General features: G+C 62.9%; 16 protein-coding genes. 10 read left to right on the forward strand and 6 right to left on the reverse strand.

Annotated elements, in window-relative coordinates:
- Positions 1 to 43: 43 nt before the first annotated feature.
- Genes JW897_RS17990 through JW897_RS18015 form a run of 6 tightly spaced genes read right to left on the reverse strand, consistent with a single transcriptional unit; the run spans position 44 to position 6457 of the window.
- Positions 44 to 1267 carry an EAL and HDOD domain-containing protein gene (locus tag JW897_RS17990; protein WP_048415010.1) on the reverse strand — a complete coding sequence of 408 codons (1224 nt, stop codon included), beginning with the start codon at positions 1265 to 1267 and terminating at the stop codon, positions 44 to 46.
- Between the two features lie 19 nt (positions 1268 to 1286).
- Positions 1287 to 3212 carry a chemotaxis protein CheA gene (locus JW897_RS17995; RefSeq protein WP_205467157.1) on the reverse strand — a complete coding sequence of 642 codons (1926 nt, stop codon included), beginning with the start codon at positions 3210 to 3212 and terminating at the stop codon, positions 1287 to 1289.
- A gap of 51 nt (positions 3213 to 3263) precedes the next feature.
- Complete coding sequence (gene cheZ / locus JW897_RS18000) at positions 3264 to 4034, reverse strand: protein phosphatase CheZ (RefSeq protein ID WP_205467158.1); 771 nt, start codon at positions 4032 to 4034, stop codon at positions 3264 to 3266.
- A gap of 44 nt (positions 4035 to 4078) precedes the next feature.
- Complete coding sequence (cheY, locus tag JW897_RS18005) at positions 4079 to 4474, reverse strand: chemotaxis response regulator CheY (protein ID WP_019103157.1); 396 nt, start codon at positions 4472 to 4474, stop codon at positions 4079 to 4081.
- 51 nt (positions 4475 to 4525) lie between these two features.
- Positions 4526 to 5464 (reverse strand): chemotaxis protein, encoded by a 939-nt coding sequence (locus tag JW897_RS18010; RefSeq protein ID WP_019103158.1) that lies wholly within the window; start codon positions 5462 to 5464, stop codon positions 4526 to 4528.
- Positions 5465 to 5503: 39 nt separating this feature from the next.
- On the reverse strand, positions 5504 to 6457 hold the full coding sequence (locus tag JW897_RS18015; RefSeq protein WP_019103159.1) for a chemotaxis protein: 954 nt from the start codon (positions 6455 to 6457) through the stop codon (positions 5504 to 5506).
- A gap of 179 nt (positions 6458 to 6636) precedes the next feature.
- Between JW897_RS18015 and JW897_RS18020 the strand changes: the two genes are divergently transcribed.
- The 10 genes from JW897_RS18020 to cheD all read left to right on the forward strand — a co-directional run bounded on the left by JW897_RS18020 (position 6637) and on the right by cheD (position 17335).
- Entirely contained in the window at positions 6637 to 7794 is a 1158-nt protein-coding gene (locus JW897_RS18020; protein ID WP_048415007.1) for a sensor histidine kinase, read from the forward strand.
- Between the two features lie 40 nt (positions 7795 to 7834).
- Positions 7835 to 8140, forward strand: coding sequence for an STAS domain-containing protein (locus JW897_RS18025; RefSeq protein ID WP_039754785.1), 306 nt, complete (start codon positions 7835 to 7837; stop codon positions 8138 to 8140).
- 80 nt (positions 8141 to 8220) lie between these two features.
- On the forward strand, positions 8221 to 9213 hold the full coding sequence (locus JW897_RS18030; protein ID WP_205467159.1) for a SpoIIE family protein phosphatase: 993 nt from the start codon (positions 8221 to 8223) through the stop codon (positions 9211 to 9213).
- Between the two features lie 204 nt (positions 9214 to 9417).
- Entirely contained in the window at positions 9418 to 9783 is a 366-nt protein-coding gene (locus tag JW897_RS18035) for a response regulator (protein WP_048415005.1), read from the forward strand.
- Positions 9784 to 9821: 38 nt separating this feature from the next.
- Positions 9822 to 11837 (forward strand): chemotaxis protein CheW, encoded by a 2016-nt coding sequence (locus JW897_RS18040; RefSeq protein ID WP_240352275.1) that lies wholly within the window; start codon positions 9822 to 9824, stop codon positions 11835 to 11837.
- Positions 11834 to 12361: a chemotaxis protein CheW gene (locus tag JW897_RS18045; RefSeq protein ID WP_240352276.1), complete on the forward strand. Its 528-nt coding sequence runs from the start codon at positions 11834 to 11836 to the stop codon at positions 12359 to 12361. The genes JW897_RS18040 and JW897_RS18045 overlap by 4 nt, the downstream gene beginning before the upstream one ends.
- 10 nt (positions 12362 to 12371) lie before the next feature.
- Positions 12372 to 14720, forward strand: coding sequence for a methyl-accepting chemotaxis protein (locus JW897_RS24645; RefSeq protein ID WP_205467161.1), 2349 nt, complete (start codon positions 12372 to 12374; stop codon positions 14718 to 14720).
- Between the two features lie 37 nt (positions 14721 to 14757).
- On the forward strand, positions 14758 to 15588 hold the full coding sequence (locus tag JW897_RS18055) for a CheR family methyltransferase (protein WP_048415002.1): 831 nt from the start codon (positions 14758 to 14760) through the stop codon (positions 15586 to 15588).
- Positions 15589 to 15659: 71 nt separating this feature from the next.
- A complete protein-coding gene (locus JW897_RS18060) occupies positions 15660 to 16730 on the forward strand; it encodes a protein-glutamate methylesterase/protein-glutamine glutaminase (RefSeq protein ID WP_205467162.1) in 1071 nt (356 codons plus the stop codon).
- Positions 16727 to 17335: a chemoreceptor glutamine deamidase CheD gene (cheD, locus tag JW897_RS18065; protein WP_205467163.1), complete on the forward strand. Its 609-nt coding sequence runs from the start codon at positions 16727 to 16729 to the stop codon at positions 17333 to 17335. The genes JW897_RS18060 and cheD overlap by 4 nt, the downstream gene beginning before the upstream one ends.
- Positions 17336 to 17353: the final 18 nt, after the last annotated feature.

The following is a 17353-nucleotide window of genomic DNA, read 5'->3' on the forward strand; positions in this document are numbered from 1 at the left end:
GGAATTCGGTCTCAAGCTTTAGCGCGTGCTGCAAGACTGCGAATTATAAGCCGAGTTCTTCCACCCAGGCGAGCGCGGAGACATGGGCCTGGTTGAACTGCTCGCTGCTGAGGTTCAGTTGGGCGCAAAGTTCCGGCACGCCGGTCAGCTGGCCGTCCTCGCAGGCTTTGACCAGCTTGAGGAAGCGGCTCATCGTGCCTTTTTCGTGCAGCAGGGCTTCGGTGATGGCTTCCGGCAGCTGCAGGTGTTCGATGATGTTGGCCATCGGCATGTCGAACAGCACGTCCAGCAAGCTGAACATGCCGATGATGAACAGATTGTCGCAGGTGTCGTGGCGCTCGCCGTGAGCCTTGCCCAGCAGCTCCATGAAGCGGCCGCGGGTGACCGCGGTTTTTTGCAGCGCCGGCGGCGCGTGGCCCTCGTCCGAGGCGGTGACCAGCAGCAGGGTCAGCCAGCGGTAGAGCTTTTGATAGCCCAGCACGGTGACGGCGTGGGAGAAGGAACTGATGCTGGTGTTCAGGCCGGCCGCGGCGGAGTTGACGTAGCGCAGCAGCTTGTAGGACAAAGCCAGGTCGCGTTTGAGCACTTGTTCGACGTCGCGGATGTCGGCGTCCAGGCGCAGCAGGTTGAGCAGCTCCAGGGTGTTGCGGAAGGACGGGTGGATGACCTTGGCGGACAAGGTTTCCGGCTGGGCGAAGTAAAAGCCCTGAAAGCCGTCCATGCCCAGTTCCTTGCACAGATGGAACTGGGCGTGGGTTTCCACGCGTTCGGCGATGCGGATCACCGGGTAGCTGCGCAAGCGCGACGCCAGCATCTGGAAGCGGTTGGTGTCCTGGTGCTGGATGTCCAGCTTGACGTAGTTGGCCAGTTCCAGAAACGCCGCTGCCGGCGATTCGAAGCTGAAGTCGTCCAAAGAAATGCCGAAGCCCAGCGAGCGCAGATGGCGCGCGCGCGACAGCAGTTCGTTGGAGGGCACGATGCGCGGCGAGATGTCGAGAATGACCCGGCGCGGCGGCAGCAGCTCGAGGAACTCGCTGCTGAGCATGGCTTCGCCGATATTGATGAAGGCCAGCTTGCTGCCGATCAGCCAGCTGGTGCCCATATTGTTGAGGGTGTTGACCAGCACCTGGGTGTCGGCTTGCAGCTCAGTGTGCTTGCCGACGCCAGAGGCCTCGCCGCTGGGACGAAAAAGCAGCTCATAGCCAATGAGCTGCTGGTTGCGGTTGAGAACGGCCTGCCTGCCTATGAAGGCGCTCGTCGAGGTCATTGTCCCGGTATGCCTTTGCTCAGGTGGCGATCAGGTCCGCGGATCGGGTGACGGCGTTGCTGGCCTCGCTGGAGGAGAGCAGGTCTTCCATGTCGAGCACCAGCACCACGGAGCCGTCGCCGGACAGGGTGGCGCCGGCCACGCCTTTCGGGCGAATATTTTGCAGCGGCTTGATCACCACGTCGTCGCGGCCGACGAAGGAGTCGATCGCCAGGATGAAGGACTTTTCCGCGGACTGCATCAAGACGCCGAAGTAAGGCTTTTGCGTCGGCTCCCAGCCCAGCAGGCCGGCCAGGGTCTTCAGCGGCAGGATTTCGTCGCGCACCACGATGGTGGGCTTGCCGGACACTTCCTGGATCGCGTTCGGGTCGATGGTGATGATTTCGCGCACCATCGCCAGCGGCACCGCGAACGGCTGGTTGCAGGCGCGAACCACCAGCACCGGCAGGATGGCCAGGGTCAGCGGCAGCGAGATGCTGATGCGGGTGCCTTCGCCCGGCACCGAGTTGATGTCGATGCGGCCGTTCAGTTTCTGGATGTTTGTGCGCACCACGTCCATGCCCACGCCGCGGCCGGACACGCTGGAAATTTGATCCTTGGTAGAGAAGCCGGGCAGGAAGATCAGCTGCAGGCACTGCTTCTCATCCAGGGAGTTGGCGCTTTCCTGGTCGATCAGGCCTTTTTCGATCGCCTTGCGGCGCAGCGCGTCGGCGTTCATGCCTTTGCCGTCGTCGGTGATCTCGATCAGGATGTGATCGCCCACCTGTTCCGCGGTCAGCTGCACCAGCGCCTGCGGCTTCTTGCCGGCGGCGATGCGGTCTTCGGGCTGTTCGATGCCGTGGTCCACGGCGTTGCGCACCAAGTGGACCAGCGGATCGTTCAAGTCCTCGATCATGGTCTTGTCCAGCTCGGTCTCTTCGCCGGACAGCACCAGTTCGACTTCCTTGCCCAGCTGGCGGGCAAGGTCGCGCGCCAAGCGCGGGTATTTCTGGAACAGGCGGCCAATCGGCTGCATGCGGGTTTTCATCACCGCGTTCTGCAGATCGCCGACCAGCAGGTCCAGCTGGCTGATCGCCTCGTCCAGAGAGCGCAGGGTATTGGTGTCGCGGTTGCCTTGCAGGATTTCGGTGCGCAGCGTGGTCAGACGGTTTTTGGTCAGGCCGATTTCGCCGGACAGGTTGAGCACCATGTCGAGGCGCACGGTGTCGATGCGGATGGTGTTTTCCTGCGGGCCGCTGCTGCTGGGCGCACTGGCGGCCGGTTTACTCGGCGCGGGTTTGGCCGCGGGCTTGGCCGCCGGGGCCGCCGCAAGCGGAGCGGGAGCTGGCGCCGCCGCCGGAGCGGCTTGGGGCGCGGGCGCCGCGGCGGCCGGCGCAGCAGCGGGAGCCGCCGGCGCGCCGCCGGGGGCGACGGCCTGATACAACTGATTCCAGTCCGGGCCTTGACCGTTGCCGGCGGCGGGCGGGGTCGCGGCGGCGGGGGCCGGCGCAGGCGCTGCCTCCGGGGCGGGGGCAGCTGCCGGCGCGCTTGCCGCGGCATTCTCGGACAGTTCCTCGCCAGCCAGCGCGGCGTCCAAGGCCGCCAGGATGCGCGGGTCGGCTTCGCTGGGCATCAGGCCCTGGCCCATGGTGCCGAACATGTCGCGCACAATGCCGGTGGCGTCAAGAATCACATCCATGATGCCGGCGGTGATGTGCAACTGGCCGTTGCGCAGCTTGTCGAACAGGTTTTCGGTGCGATGGCATAGATTGATCATCGGACCGACGTTGAGAAAGCCCGCGCCGCCCTTGATGGTGTGGAAACCTCTGAAAATGTCGTTCAGCAGTGCTTTGTCTTCCGGACGTTTTTCCAGTTCGACCAATTTATTGTCTACATCGGAAAGGAGGTCCGTAGACTCCATCAAGAAGTCTTGCAGCAGCTCTTCCATGCCGGCAAATTCGCTCATTTTCCACTCCCGCCACGCCTTGCTCGCGTGCTTTGTTCTGCGTGTTGTTCGTTAGAAGCCCAGGCTTTCCAGCAGGTCATCGACCTGTTGCTGGCTGCTGACCACATCGGTGCGGCCTTCCGGATTGATCACGGGGCCGTTCAACAGATTGGTGCCCATGCCCAATTCTTCTTTTTTCGCCTCGGGCGAAAACTCGATCAGGAAGTTGACCAACTCGCTTTCCAGCAGTTTGACCATGCCCATCATCTTCTTGATGACCTGGCCGGTCAGATCCTGGAAGTCCTGAGCCATGACGATTTCCAACAATTGGGTGCTGGTGGCCTGGGTCTGGGCCGGCACTTCATTTAAGTAGCCGCGCGTGTCGGCCGCAAGTTGCTGGAACTCTTCCACGGTCAACAGATTGGCGTACAGCCGTTCCCAGCGCGAGGACAACTCCAGCGCCTTGCTTTCCAGCTGGTCCTGATACGGTTTGGCCAGATCGGTGGCGTTGAGCACGCGTTCGGCCGAGTTTTCCGTCAGGGTGGCGATATAGGTCAGCCTGTCCTTGGCGTCCGGAATGGCGTCCGCCATTTTTTCCAGAGATTTGTCGTAGCCTAGATCGCGTAGCGCATCATGCATTTTGCGGGTTAACTGACCAATTTGTTCGTACATCGAGGTAGGACTGCCGGCAGTCCCGGTCGGCTGCGGAGCGGCCGCCGCGGCTTCGGGCGCGGCGGCGGCGGGCTCCGACGCCGGAGGGGCTTCGCTCTGCTGCATCGAAATGCTGTCGAACAGAGCCTCAAGCTCCGGGTTATCCCCGCTTTCCAGGATGTGATTGGACACGGTAAATCCTCCTCAATACTGACGCAGACCGTTTTTTTCGGCACTCAGGCTGGTTTATTCATGTTCTGGAAGATCTTGCTCATTTTCTCTTCCATGGTGGCGGCAGTGAAAGGCTTCACGATGTAACCGCTGGCTCCGGCCATGGCCGCTTCGATGATGTTTTCGCGCTTGGCTTCCGCGGTGATCATCATGAAGGGCAAGTGCTTGAGCTGGGCGTCGGCGCGGACTGCCTTGAGCAGCTCGATGCCGGTCATATTGGGCATGTTCCAGTCGGAAACGATGAAGTCGAAGTGCTGGGTCTTCAGCTTATGCAGCGCAACCATGCCGTCTTCGGCTTCGTCGACATTGGTGAATCCTAGTTCTTTCAAAAGGTTGCGCACGATTCTCCGCATGGTGGAGAAGTCGTCTACGACTAGGAAGCGAATATTCTTGTCTGCCATTGAGGTGTGTCCTGATTTATCTGAAATTCATCGAGCCGCATATTGTAGCGACTACCTCTGCAGGAATGGAATCAAAGTTTCGGCCAGCACGCCGGGGTCGAACTTGGCGACGTAGGCGTCCACGCCCACGCTGGAGCCCATCGCGCGGTTGGCGTTGGACGACAGCGAGGAGTGCATCACGACCGGAATGCCGCGGAAACGCTGATCGGACTTGATCAGCTTGGTCAGCACGTAGCCGTCCATTTCCGGCATCTCGGCGTCCACGAGGATGATCTTCAGGTGGTCGTGCAGGCACTCGTCCTCGCCGAAATTGCGGTTGGCCAGCGTTTGCAGTCGGTCCCAGGCTTCGCGGCCGTTGGTGGCCTGCTGGAATTTGATGCCCATTTTTTCCAGCACGCCGGTGATTTCCTTGCGGGCGACGACCGAGTCGTCGACGAAGAAGATGTACTGGTCGTTTTCCAGCTGGGCGGTGGGCACGTCGGGCAGGCGCGGTTCGCCGACCACGCTGGCCAGGATCTGCTCCACGTCCAGAATGGACACCAGCTTGCCGTTTTCCAGTTCGGTAATCGCGGTGATCAGGTTCTGATTGGTGCCGCTCGCCGCCATCATGTTTTCCGGCGCGCGCACCTTGTCCCAGTCCACGCGGATGATGCGGTCCACCGAGTCGACCAGGAAGGCCTGGGTGCTCTTGTTGAACTCGGTGACGATCATGGTTTCGTAGCTGCGGGTTTGATCGGCGCCGATGAACTTGCCAAGCGAGATGACCGGGATGATATTGCCGCGCAGCGACAGCACGCCCTCCACGCCAAACGGCATGTTCGGCGTTTTGGTGATGGCGGGGGTCTGCGACACCTCGCGCACTTTGAAAACGTTGATGCCGAAGGTTTCCCGCGTTCCAAGCGAAAACAGCAGAATCTCCATTTTGTTGGAACCCGCCAGCTTGGTTCTGGCGTCAACGGTTGCAAGCAAGGAGGCGTCTGTGGCTGCCATATCTGTCCCTCTCCCTTAATGCTTTTGCTTACTTGATCTTTAGTCTTTGGGTTCCAGATTCAGCATCTGGCGCAGTTTCATCGACAGCTTCTGCGGTTCGAATTTGGCGACGTAGGAATCCACGCCGACCGATTCGCCCAGCTTCTGATTCGAGGAACCGGAAAGGGAGGAGTGCATCAACACCGGAATGCCGTTGAAACGCGGATCGCTCTTGATCATCTTGGTCAGCATATAGCCGTCCATTTCCGGCATTTCCACGTCGGTCAGCACCAGGTGCAGCGAGTCCGACAGCTTCTTGCCGGCCAAATCGGCCTGATTGGCCATCTTCTGCAGCTCTTCCCAGCCGCGCATGCCGTTGATGGCGGAGGTGTACTGGATGTTCATCGCTTCCAGCGTGCGTTCGATCTGCTTGCGCGCTACGGCGGAGTCGTCGGCGAAGAAGATTCGGCGCGGTTCCTTGACCGGCTCGATGCCGAGGAAGGTGTGGCCGTCGTCGATGATGGTGGTTTCCGCCAGCACTTTTTCCACGTCCATCATCATCACCAGCGTGCCGTTGTCCAGCTCGGTCACCGCCGTCACCAGACCTGCCATGCGGTTGGTGATCATTTCCGGCGGCACGCGCATCGCGGACCAGTCCAGACGCAGGATGGTGTCCACCGCCTCCACCAGGAAGCCCTGGGTGTGGGCGTTGTACTCGGTGACGATCATGATTTCCGGCTTGTTGCTGGTGACGACGCCAGTGTATTTGGCCAGGTCGATGACCGGAACCAGCGCGCCGCGCAGGCTGACCATGCCTTCCACCGAGGAGGGCATTTCAGGCGCGGAAGTGATTTCCGGCGTGCGCATGACTTCGCGCACCTTGAACACGTTGATCCCGAAGATTTCCTTGCGCCCCGTGCGCTGATCCTGGCCCAACGAGAACAGCAGGATTTCCAGCTTGTTGGTGCCGGCCAGTTTCGTCCTGGCGTCGATTTTTTTGAGAAGCTCTGACACAGAAACCTCCGCTGCATTCTTTTGAAGTGGCGTACTACTACCCTTTATACGCCAGATATCGGTTTTGCCCGGTTTTTTTTGCTGAGCTGCATGCCAGATAACAGCTTGGCTCAGCGATACCCATTCATTATCATACTGTTTAAGTGGTTTTTACAAATAACTCGCAAGCGATTCGGCATATGGTTTCAAGCCTCAAAGATCAGCAGCAGCTGGAAGCCGCGTTCGAGCAATTCAATGCGGTGTCCGGCCAACTTATTGATGCATATAGACAACTTGAGAGCCAAGTGACAGTTCTCAACGCGCAGCTGGACGAAGCCAATAATCAGCTGCGCAAACAGCGCGATGAGAACGCGATGCTGGCCGAGCGGCTGGGCTTGCTGCTGGAGGCGCTGCCCGCGGGCGTGGTGCAAGTCTCGGCCGAAGGCGCGGTCACAGCGGTGAATCCGGCCGCCAGCCGGATGCTAAATGGTTGTTCTGTAGGCGCTTTATGGCGGGACATGCTGGAGGGGCTGGCGCGCTCGGAGCTGGACGGCACCTATTGCCATCGGCATGGCGAGCCGGGTCTGGTGTTGACGATGCAATGCCAGGATCTACCGTCCGTAGGCGAACAGATTGTGCTTATTCACGATGTATCGCGTTTGCATCAATTGACCGGAGAATTGGCCCGCCAGCAGAAGTTGGCGTCCATGGGCGGCATGGCGGCGGCATTGGCGCATCAGCTGCGCACGCCGCTGGCCACGGCGATGCTGTACACGGCGAATCTGAAGCAGGACATCCCACGGGCGGAGGACCGCGCGCGCTTCGTCGACAAGAGCCTGGCCAGGATGCGGGCGCTGGAGAGCCTGATCCAGAACATGCTGGGTTTCGTCCGCGGCCAGGTGACGACGCTGGAGCCTTTGGAACTGGACGGTTTGCTGGAGGATTTGCGTGCGGTCATGCAACCACAATGTCATGAAAAAGGTGTGCTTTTTGATTGCAATGTGGTGGTGTCATCTGCCATAAAGGTTTTGGTGGACCGCAAAGCGCTGCAGGGGGCCCTGGTGAATCTGCTGGAGAACGCCTGGCATTTTTCAGCGGCCGGCGATGTGGTGCGTCTATCGGTGGAGGAAGGCGAGACGGCCTTGCTGTTTCGGGTGGAGGACTCGGGTCCCGGATTCAACCCGGAGGAGCTGGAGAAGATGTTCGAGCCTTTCTTCACGACCCGCCCGGGCGGCACCGGCCTGGGTTTGGCCATCGTCAAGAAGGTGGTGGACGAGCTGGGCGGGCAAGTGCGTTGTTTCAACAAGGGGGAGGGCGGGGCCTGTTTCGAGCTCAGCCTTCCGATGATGCAATCGTGATGGATGTGCCGTTTATTCAGAAGAAAGCCGAGGACGCCGCATGAGACCCATTGTCAAAGTAGAGGGCAGAGTTGGGAAGATGATCCTGATCGGACAGTTCGACTTCAACCTGCATCGGGAATTCCGTCAGGCCAGCCAGGAGCTGCTGGACAATCCGGAAGTGCAGGAGATCGAGATCGATTTCGACCAGGTGCCGTTTCTGGACAGTTCCGCGCTGGGCATGTTGCTGTTGCTGAAGGAGCGCGCGGCCGGGCAGAAGAAGAGCATGACCTTGATCAATTGTCGCGAAGCGGTGATGCAGGTGTTCGAAATCGCCTGCTTCAACAAGATGTTCACCATTAAGTAAGTTCAAGCATTGGAGCGTCTGTGCGCATCCGGGCCTGGTTGTCCGCTGATGCCGAGGCACGGGTTCGTGGGGATCCTTGGTTGTCGGCGCTGGATTGGTGGTTTTGCGGTGGCGCCGACTTCGCGGTGGGCGGCAAGCAGGATCTTTGGCTGACGAATCTGGCGGACGCTCCCGCCGCGCTGTTCGAGCAGTGGGAGGGCGACAAGCCCTTGTGGGTGTTTTCGTCGGGACGCCCGGCGCCCTGGCTGGCCACGCCCAATATTCATTTCCTGCGCGGCGATTTCGACGCGGACTTGCTGCGCAGCCGCCTGCTGGCCTGGCATTGGCAGCAACACGCGCTCTGCCCGTGTTTGTTCGGCGCGGCGGCCTTCGACGTCGTCAACGGCGCCATGTCCCTGTACCGTCCGTCGAAACAGGCGCCGGTCCGCGTGTTTCCCTTGGAGGTCTCGGTCAAGCCGGTGGAGGCGGTGGGCGGCGACGTGGTGCTGCGCGCGGACTTGCCGGAACGGACTTTGCTGATACTGGGCGACGCCTCCGGCCACGGCCAGGGTTCGGCGCTGGATGCCGCGCTGCTGGCGCTGGGCGCGTCGCGGGTGTTGCTGGGGCAGCCGCTGTCCTTGTCGGCGCTGCGGGAGCTCAACGCCTTCATGCATCGCCACGTGGCCGACGGGCGCTACGTCGGCAGCGCCTTGCTGGAGATAGACTGGCGCGTCCGCGAGGTGAGGCTGGTCAACGCCGGCATGCCGGACGTCTTGCTGTTCTTGTCCACCCGGCTTGAGCAGCGTTTTTCCTCCATGTGCAGTCCGCTGGGGCTGCGCGCCGACATCGAGTTGCGGCGGCCGCTGGCGCTGCCCTGGGCCGAGGGCCAGCATTTCCTGGCGCACAGCGACGGCATGGAGGAGTCCGATCTGCCCTATCTGTTGTCGCGTTTGCTGCGCTGGTCCAGCGTTTCGCCGGCCGGCGCGTTGGGCTATGGCCCCTTGCCGTCGATTCCGCTAGGCTTCAGCAGCCCATACAATGACGACATGTCGTCGCTGGCTTTCGCCGTGCCGTCGCCGGCGTCGCCGGTTTGAGGAAGCTTGGCCGCGGGCGTCGGCCCCGCGCGGATTCCGGCTTGAATCGGCGAGCTTTTTAGTTGATCAATCATTAATATCTGCGCAAATTTCAGCGCTTGGGCGAGTTGGCCGTTTCTCCGTGGCGGAACGAGGCGGCGAGTGAGCAAGGTAAAGAATGGGAAGCGCGCGCCGCGTCGGGCGGCTTCCTGATACGGGGATGTTATGCACAAAAAAATACTGACGGTTGACGATTCCGCTTCGATTCGACAGATGGTGTCGTTCACCTTGAAAAGCGCCGGCTACGAGGTGGTGGAGGCCGGGGACGGCAACGCCGGCCTGGCCAAGGCGCAGGGCGGGCAGTTCAATCTGGTGCTGACCGACCAGAACATGCCCGGCATGGACGGCCTGACCTTGATCCGCTCCCTGCGCAAGTTGCCGTCGTATACGACGACGCCCATCCTGATGCTGACCACGGAGTCCAGCGATCAGATGAAGGCGCTCGGCCGCGCGGCCGGCGCCACCGGCTGGCTGGTCAAGCCTTTTGATCCGCAGAAGCTGCTGGATGTGGTCAAGCGCGTGATCGGCTGATTCAGAGCACGGCGAGGAGCGAGTTTTTGGCAATCGACATGTCGCAGTTTCATCAAGTGTTCTTTGATGAGGCGGATGAGCATTTGTCCAGCATGGAGAGCCTGCTGCTGGGCATGGATCAATCCTGTCCGCAGCAGGAGGATTTGCACGCGGTGTTTCGCGCCGCGCATTCGATCAAGGGCGGCGCCGCCACCTTCGGCTTCGCCGACATGGCGGATTTGACCCATGTGCTGGAAGGATTGCTGGACGAGGTGAGGCGCGGCGCGCGCGCCTTGAGTTCGGATCTGGTGGACCTGGTGTTGCGGGCCAAGGACGTGCTGTACGGAATGCTGGCCGCGCACAAGGGCAAGGGCGAGGCCGACGCGGCGCAGGCCGGCGAGCTGAAAGCGCAACTGGAGGCGCTGGCCGCGGCGCCGGCGGAGGCGGCGGCGCGACGGGCGGCGCCGGAGGAAGCGCGACACTGGACGCTGTATCTGGAAATCGACGTGGTGGACGGCGTCGACATCGACGCCTTGCTGGAGTCGCTGGCCGAGCACGGCGATTTGAGCGTGGTGCAGCGCGGCGAGGAGGCCGACAAGCTGCCCTGGGTGGCGGTGTTCACCTCGCAGCTGGACGCCGCCGAGGTGGCGGAGTCGCTGGCGTTCGCGCTGCCGCAGGAGCGCTTCCGCATCAACGTCGATCACGGCGTGGAGGAGGAGGGCAGCTTCGGCCTGTTTCTCGAGGCGGAGCCGGAACCGGACGCCTCGGTCTGGCTGGAAGGCGACGGATTCGGCCTGTTCGAGCCGCCGCCTGCCGAGGCGGCGAAGCGGGACGAGGCGCTGTCGCCGGCGCAGGAGTCCGACGCCGCCAAACCGGCCGCGCGCGGCGGCGCGCTGAGCGAGAGCTCGATCCGGGTCAATATCGACAAAGTGGACCTGCTGCTCAACCTGGTGGGGGAGTTGGTGATCACCCAGTCCATGCTGACGCAGTCCGGCGCGGGGCTGGACCCGGTGGAGCACGAGCGTCTGCTCGGCGGCATCGGCGCCTTGCAGCGCAACGCGCGGGAATTGCAGGAGGCGGTGATGTCGATCCGGATGACGCCGATCGCCTTCGTGTTCAATCGCTTTCCGCGCGTGGTGCGCGATCTGGCCGGCCGGCTGGGCAAGCGGGTGGAACTGACGATGATGGGCGAGAGCACCGAGCTGGACAAAGGCTTCATCGAGAAGCTGTCCGATCCGCTGACCCATCTGGTGCGCAACAGCCTGGATCACGGCATCGAATCCCCGGAAGCGCGGCAGGCGGGCGGCAAGGACCCGGTGGGGCGTCTGACGCTGCGGGCCTTTCATCAGGGCAGCAATATCGTCATCGAAGTCAGCGATGATGGCGCCGGCCTGAACCGGGAGCGCATCCTGGCCAAGGCGCGGCAAGGCGGCTTGGCGGCGCCGGATTCGCTCAGCGACGCCGAGGTGTGGAACCTGATTTTCGAGGCCGGCTTCTCCACCGCCGCCGAGGTGACCGAAGTGTCCGGCCGTGGCGTGGGCATGGACGTGGTCAAGCGCAATATCCAGAGCATGGGCGGCCGCGTGGAAATCGACTCCATGGCCGACATCGGCACCACCATCAGCATCCATTTGCCGCTGACGCTGGCGATCATGGACGGCATGTCGGTGCGCATCGGCGCGGAAACCTATGTGATGCCCTTGGGCGCGGTATTGGAGTCGCTGCAGCCGGCGCCGGACGACATCAAGACGGTGGCCGCCCGCGGCATGGTGGTGGGCATTCGCGGCGAATACCTGCCGATTGTGCCGCTGGGCCGTTTTTTCTCCATTCCGGAAGCGAAGCAGGCGCCGAGCGAGGCGATCCTGGTGATCGTGGAGGCCGGCAACAGCCGGCTGGCGCTGCTGGTGGACGATCTGATCGGCCAGCAGCAGTTCGTGGTGAAAAACCTGGAAACGAATTACCGCAAGGTGGACGGCATTTCCGGCGCCACGATTCTGGGCGACGGCCAGGTGGCCCTGATCCTGGACATCGCCGCGATTGCGCGGCACAACCAGCGGATGGCGCTGGACGCATGAAACAACAAGGAAAAGAAATGGTGGCGGAACGGGACGGCCCGGGGCTGGCGCAAAGACGCTCGGGCAATGAGCTGCTGGTGTTCACGCTGGGAGCGGAAGAATACGGCATCGATATTCTGAAGGTGCAGGAAATCCGCGGCTACGACGCGGTGACCCGCATCGCCAACGCACCGGACTTCATCAAGGGCGTGGTCAATCTGCGCGGCCACATCGTGCCCATCGTGGATTTGCGCCTGAAGTTCGGCATAGGCGAACCGGTGTACAACGCGTTCACCGTGGTGATCGTGCTGAATGTGTGCGGGAGGGTCATCGGCGCGGTGGTGGACGGCGTGTCGGACGTGATTCAGCTGGAGAGCGATGCGCTTCGCGCCGCGCCGGAGTTTGGCGCGGCGGTGGACACCGCCTATATCGAAGGACTGGGCACGCTGGACGAGCGCATGATCATCGTGGTCGATATCGAGAAGCTGATGGGCAGCGAGGAAATGGCGTTGACTGACGCTGCGGCTCGAGTGCAAGCGAATTAGGGGGCGAAGCATGAACAATATGAAAGTGATCCATAGACTGATCCTGGGCTTCGGTCTGCTGATCCTGTTGCTGGCGGTGGCGATGACGCTGGCGGTCAGACAGCTGCAGGGCCTGGCCGATGATCTGGTCGGCATCTCCAGCGTGCATATCCCGCAGGTCAGCGCCGCGCACAAGCTGGCGTCCAACGTCAACCTCACGTCGCGCGATGTGCGCAACCTGCTGCTGAGCAAGGATGCGCACCTGATCAAAGAGTTCAATCAGGAGATAGATGGCAATTTGGCCAAGCTGGCGCAAAGGATGAGCACGCTGGAGCCGAACGTCAGCAGCGCCGGGCGGCCGCTTTTCGAGGCGATGCGCGCGAACGAGGCCAATTTCCGTTCCGAGCTGGCGGTGTTCAGACGCATGCAAGCGCAGGGGCGCGATGTGCAGGCCCGCGATTATCTGTTCGTCACCCTGCGCGACACCCAGCTCAAATACATGGATTCGATCGATCGCTACATCGCGTTTGAAGAGAATCTGATGCGCAAGGCGGGACAGGACGCCAGCGACAACTCCCGGCAAGCCTACAAGCTGTTGTTCGCGTTCACCCTGCTGGCCCTGTTCATCGGCGTCGGCTTCGGCGTCTTCATCATCCGCTCGCTGATGCGCCAATTGGGCGGGGAGCCGGCGGAACTGGTCAAGGTGATGCGCGAGCTGACCGAGGGCCAGGTGCGCTCCGAGATCAAGGTCAAGCCGGGCGACCAGCACAGCCTGTTCGCGTCGATGAGCTTGCTGGCGGAGAAGGCGATCGAGAACATCCGGGTGCGCAACGCGCTGGACAACGCCTCCACCAATGTGATGATCGCCGACAACGATCGCAACATCATCTACACCAATCACAGCGTGCTGGAGATGATGCGTCGCGCCGAGGCCGATCTGCGCAAGGCCTTGCCCAATTTCGACGCGCGCGCCTTGCTGGGCGGCAATATGGACGTGTTCCACAGCAATCCGGCGCATCAGCGCGACTTGTTGGCCAATCTGCGGTCCACCTATCGCGCGCAGATCAATATAGGCACGCGTATTTTCGGTCTGGTGGCCAATCCGGTGTTCGGCACCGACGGTTCCCGTTTGGGCACGGTGGTGGAATGGAAGGACCGTACCGGGGAGGTGGAGATAGAGAAAGAGGTGGCCAGCATCATCTCCGCCGCCGCGGCCGGCGATTTCGACCGGCGCATCAATCTGGAAGGCAAGGACGGCTTTTTCCGCCAGCTGGGCGAAAGCGTCAATCAGTTGCTGGCGGTGACCAGCCAGGGCCTGGGCGATATCGCCACCGTGCTGGCGGCTCTGGCCAAGGGCGACCTCACCCATGCGATCAAGGGCGATTACCAGGGCTTGTTCAGCCAGCTGCAGAACGACACCAACACCACGGTGGAGCGCCTGAAGGAGATCGTGTCCAACATCAAGGAATCCACCGACGCGATCAACACCGCCGCGCGCGAGATCGCCTCCGGCAACGCCAATCTGTCCAGCCGCACCGAGCAGCAAGCGGCCAGCCTGGAGGAAACCGCCTCCAGCATGGAGGAAATCACCAGCACGGTGCGGCAGAACGCCGAGAACGCCAAGAAGGCGAACACCCTGGCCACCGGCGCCTCCGACATCGCCGCGCGCGGCGGCAAGGTGGTGGGCGACGTGGTGGCCACCATGAACGAGATCAACGACAGCGCGCGCAAGATCGTCGACATCATCAGCGTGATCGACGGCATCGCCTTCCAGACCAATATCCTGGCGCTCAACGCCGCGGTGGAGGCGGCGCGGGCCGGCGAGCAGGGACGGGGCTTCGCCGTGGTGGCCAGCGAGGTGCGCAATCTGGCGCAGCGCTCCGCCGCCGCCGCCAAGGAGATCAAGGGGTTGATCGGCAACTCGGTGGCCAAGGTCGAGTCCGGCTCCAAGCTGGTGGACGAGGCCGGCAGCACCATGGACGAGATCGTGATTTCCATCCGCCGCGTCGCCGACATCATGAGCGACATTTCCGCCGCGTCGATCGAGCAAAGCTCGGGCATCGAGCAGGTCAACCTGGCGGTGACGCAGATGGACGAGAACACCCAGAAGAACGCCGCGCTGGTGGAACAGGCTGCCGCGGCGGCGGAGTCGCTGGAAGAGCAGGCGCGCTATCTGGACGACGCGGTGCAGGTGTTCAAGCTGGGCGAGCACGGCCAGCGCCCGCGGCCGGCGCCGGCGCGCGCCGCGCCCGCGGCGGAGCACGTCGCGCACGCCGTCGGCGTCAAGACCGCGCCGCCCAAGCCGGCCGGCAAGATCGTGGTGCCGGAACGGCTGCGGCCGCAGGTGGACCTGAGCGACGGCGAGTGGGAGGAGTTTTGACGCGGCCTGGGCCGGACGCGGCGCCTAGGGGGCCGCGTTGACGGGGCTGGAGTTGGACCTCAAGTTCACGCCCGAGGATTTCCGCCGCATCCGCGACATGGTGTATCGGCGAGTCGGCATCGCCCTCAACGACAGCAAGACCCATATGGCGTACGCGCGGCTGGCCAAGCGGGTGCGCTCGCTGGGCTTGAAAAGCTTCGCCGAGTACCTGGACCGGCTGGATCGCGACGAACTGTCGGACGAGTGGCAGAACTTCGTCAACGCGCTGACCACCAATCTGACCTCGTTTTTTCGGGAGCCGCATCATTTCGGCATGTTGCGCGCGCATGCCGAGCGCTGGAAAAAACGCGGCCGGCCGTATCGGGTGTGGAGCGCGGCGTCTTCGACGGGGGAGGAGCCTTACTCCATCGCCATGACCATGGCGGAACTGGCCGAGTCCTTGCGGCCCTTCCCCTGCGAGTTGCTGGCGTCCGACATCGACACCCATGTGCTGCAGCAGGCGATGCGCGGCGTGTATCTGCGCGAGCGCGTCAGCCAGTTGCCGGAGCCGCAGCTGCGCCGCTTCTTCGACAAGGGCGTGGGCGCCAATGACGGCAAGGTGAGGCTGAAGAAGCGCTTGCGCGAGGCGGTGACGTTTTTCCAGATGAATCTGGTGGCGGAGGAATGGCCGCCGCTAGGGGAGTTCGACGTCATTTTCTGCCGCAATGTGCTGATCTATTTTGATAAGCCGACGCAGGCGGCCATACTCAATCATATGGCGCGGCACCTGGCTCCCGACGGCTTGCTGTTGCTCGGGCATTCGGAAAACATCCTGCACCTGAGCGACGCCTTCGTCCCCTGCGGCAAGACCAGTTACCGGCTGGCCTAGTTCACGCCTGCTTTGCGTGAGGCCGCCGCGGCGCGTGTTTGTGAGCCTTGTTTATCGATCCGGGAGCGTGGATGGCGCTTGAAAAGAAAATTCGGGTGATCGTGGTGGACGATTCGGCCCTGATCCGCAATCTGCTGACCTCCATCATCGACGAAGCGCCGGACATGGAAGTGGTGGCCACCGCTTCCGATCCGCTGATCGCGCGCGAGCGCATCCGCGCGCTGGACCCGGACGTGATCACGCTGGACGTTGAAATGCCGCGCATGGACGGCCTGGAGTTTCTGCGCCGGCTGATGCGGCTGCGTCCGACGCCGGTGTTGATGATCTCCTCGCTGACCCAGCAAGGCTCGGAGGCGACGCTGACGGCGCTGGAGCTGGGCGCCATCGACTTCCTGTCCAAGCCGGCGCACGATATCGCCAGGCGCATGGGCGATTACGCCGACGAGATCCGCGACAAGATCCGCGCCGCCGCCGCGGCCAAGGTGCGGGCGCCGCATCGTTTTCATCGCGCCGCCGAGGCGAGTCCGCCGCCGCCGCTGCCGGGGGGCGCTCAGCAGGCGATGCTGTTCGTCGGCGCCTCCACCGGCGGCACCGAGGCGATCCGGGCCCTGCTCAGCGGTTTGCCGGCGACATGCCCGCCCATCCTGGTGGTGCAGCACATGCCCGAGCATTTCACCGCCAGCTTCGCCGCGCGCTTGAACGCGAGCTGTCCGATGCGGGTGAAGGAGGCCGAGGCGGGCGAGCCGGTGCGGCAGGGCGTGGCCTACATCGCGCCGGGCGATTGGCATATGCGGGTGCAGGCCGCCGCGGACGGCTTCCGCATCGAGCTGGAGCAGTGCGACAAGGTGAACCGGCACCGGCCGTCGGTGGACGTGCTGTTCGACTCCGCCGCGCGCTGCCTGGGCAAGCGCGCCGTCGGCGTGATCCTGACCGGAATGGGGCGGGACGGGGCGGACGGCCTGCGCAAGATGCGCGACGCCGGCGCGGTCACTTTCGGCCAGAACGAAGCCAGTTGCGTGGTGTACGGCATGCCGCGCGAGGCGATGAAGGCCGGCGGGGTGCAACAGGAGTGGCCGCTGGAAGCGCTGCCCTCCAAAATCATGGCCTGCCTGTACGGCAAGGTGGAAAAGGCGATGTTATGAAGAACGGCGCGGTGCATTTCAGCAGCCATTCCTATTTCGACAAGCATTTTCAAAGCCAGGCGGTGAAAGTGTTTCCCGGCGGCTTCTACGTCACCAGCCAGCCTCAGCTCTTGGTGACGCTGCTGGGTTCCTGCGTGGCGGTGTGCATGCTGGACCGGGCGGCCAATGTGGCCGGGATGAACCATTTCCTGCTGCCCGAGGGCAGCATTGAGGTGGGCGAGGGCGCGTCCGCCGCGCGCTTCGGCGTGCATGCGATGGAGTTGATGATCACCGAGATGCAAAAGCTGGGCGCGATGCGCCACCGGATGGAGGCCAAGGTGTTCGGCGGCGGCAATGTGCTGGAGGGCATGTCGGTGATGAACGTCGGCGAGCGCAATCGCCGCTTCATCCACGGCTATCTGGACGCGGAGAGGATCCCCATCCTGGCCGAAGACCTGCTGGGCGACTGCGCGCGCAAAGTGTATTTCTTTACCGACAGCGGCAAGGTGCTGGTCAAGAAGCTCAAGCGCAGCCGCAGCCTGATCAGCGAGGAAAACCGCTATCGCGAGCAGGTGATGCGGCCGGAGGGGGCCGGCAAGTCCGGGGATATCGAGCTGTTTATCTGACGGCTCACGACGCGCGGC

It is taken from the genome of Chromobacterium alkanivorans (genome assembly GCF_016937655.1).
GTDB classification, from domain to species: domain Bacteria; phylum Pseudomonadota; class Gammaproteobacteria; order Burkholderiales; family Chromobacteriaceae; genus Chromobacterium; species Chromobacterium alkanivorans.